Raw genomic sequence first — 1,311 nt, forward strand, 5'->3', positions numbered from 1 at the left:
AGTGTTTGAAAAAACTTAGCTGTTGTTTAATAAGAAAACGGGGTTTTCTTATTAAGTTTATGCTTGGCCACTCACGTGACCTTGCTTGACATACTGGTTGTTTTGTTCAGTTTTCAAAGAGCAAATTAAAAGTCGCACTCAAAATTTAGCGACTGAATTAGTTTACCATATCGTTTTAAACATGTCAACTATTTCTTTTTTTTAAATGGTGGAGCCTAGCGGGATCGAACCGCTGACCTCCTGCGTGCAAGGCAGGCGCTCTCCCAGCTGAGCTAAGGCCCCATTTCATTAAATGGTCGGGAAGACAGGATTTGAACCTGCGGCCCCTTGGTCCCAAACCAAGTGCTCTACCAAGCTGAGCTACTTCCCGTAAAATATGGCGCGCCCGAGAGGAGTCGAACCCCTAACCTTTTGATCCGTAGTCAAACGCTCTATCCAATTGAGCTACGGGCGCTAAATATGGTGCCGAGGACCGGAATCGAACCGGTACGGTAGTCACCTACCGCAGGATTTTAAGTCCTGTGCGTCTGCCAGTTCCGCCACCCCGGCAAGGGTTGGAGCGGAAGACGGGATTCGAACCCGCGACCCCCACCTTGGCAAGGTGGTGTTCTACCACTGAACTACTTCCGCTCGAAATTCATATAAATGCGGGTGAAGGGACTTGAACCCCCACGTCCGAAGACACTAGATCCTAAGTCTAGCGCGTCTGCCAATTCCGCCACACCCGCGCATTCAAATGGTGAGCCATACAGGATTCGAACCTGTGACCCTCTGATTAAAAGTCAGATGCTCTACCAACTGAGCTAATGGCTCTCTAAGATAAAATGGTGCCGGCCAGAGGACTTGAACCCCCAACCTACTGATTACAAGTCAGTTGCTCTACCAATTGAGCTAGGCCGGCGTTAATGGTGGAGGATGCAGGGCTCGAACCTGCGACCCCCTGCTTGTAAGGCAGGTGCTCTCCCAGCTGAGCTAATCCTCCATTCATTATGCCTGGCAACGTCCTACTCTTGCAGAGACAAAGTCTCAACTACCATCGGCGCTGGAAAGCTTAACTACTGTGTTCGGTATGGGAACAGGTGTGACCTTTCCGCCATCATTACCAGACAAAATCATTTGATATAAAATTAAGGACAAGTTATATTATATGCATTTCATTTGGAAAATGCAAGTGTTTTTTTAAACTTATACCTTAAAAACTAAATAAGAGTAATGGAACGACATCAAAATAGAATTTAGTTAAGTCCTCGATCGATTAGTATTTGTCAGCTCCACATGTCACCATGCTTCTACCTCAAACCTATCAACCTC

Annotated in this window: 9 tRNA genes and 1 rRNA gene; all 10 read right to left on the bottom strand. The window is 46.7% G+C overall.

Annotated elements, in window-relative coordinates:
- Positions 1 to 206: 206 nt before the first annotated feature.
- A tRNA-Ala gene (locus M3210_RS19900) sits at positions 207 to 282 on the bottom strand.
- 11 nt (positions 283 to 293) lie between these two features.
- Positions 294 to 370 (bottom strand) — tRNA-Pro (locus M3210_RS19905).
- 7 nt (positions 371 to 377) lie between these two features.
- Positions 378 to 454: transfer RNA gene (locus tag M3210_RS19910), tRNA-Arg, on the bottom strand.
- A gap of 6 nt (positions 455 to 460) precedes the next feature.
- Positions 461 to 549: transfer RNA gene (locus M3210_RS19915), tRNA-Leu, on the bottom strand.
- A gap of 6 nt (positions 550 to 555) precedes the next feature.
- Positions 556 to 630: transfer RNA gene (locus tag M3210_RS19920), tRNA-Gly, on the bottom strand.
- A gap of 16 nt (positions 631 to 646) precedes the next feature.
- Positions 647 to 728, bottom strand: a tRNA-Leu gene (locus M3210_RS19925).
- Between the two features lie 9 nt (positions 729 to 737).
- Positions 738 to 813: transfer RNA gene (locus M3210_RS19930), tRNA-Lys, on the bottom strand.
- A gap of 12 nt (positions 814 to 825) precedes the next feature.
- Positions 826 to 901: transfer RNA gene (locus M3210_RS19935), tRNA-Thr, on the bottom strand.
- 5 nt (positions 902 to 906) lie between these two features.
- Positions 907 to 982: transfer RNA gene (locus M3210_RS19940), tRNA-Val, on the bottom strand.
- 9 nt (positions 983 to 991) lie between these two features.
- A 5S ribosomal RNA gene (gene rrf / locus M3210_RS19945) occupies positions 992 to 1,107 on the bottom strand.
- Positions 1,108 to 1,311: the final 204 nt, after the last annotated feature.

Origin of the sequence: Oceanobacillus luteolus, assembly GCF_023715655.1 — a bacterium.
GTDB classification, from domain to species: domain Bacteria; phylum Bacillota; class Bacilli; order Bacillales; family Amphibacillaceae; genus Oceanobacillus; species Oceanobacillus luteolus.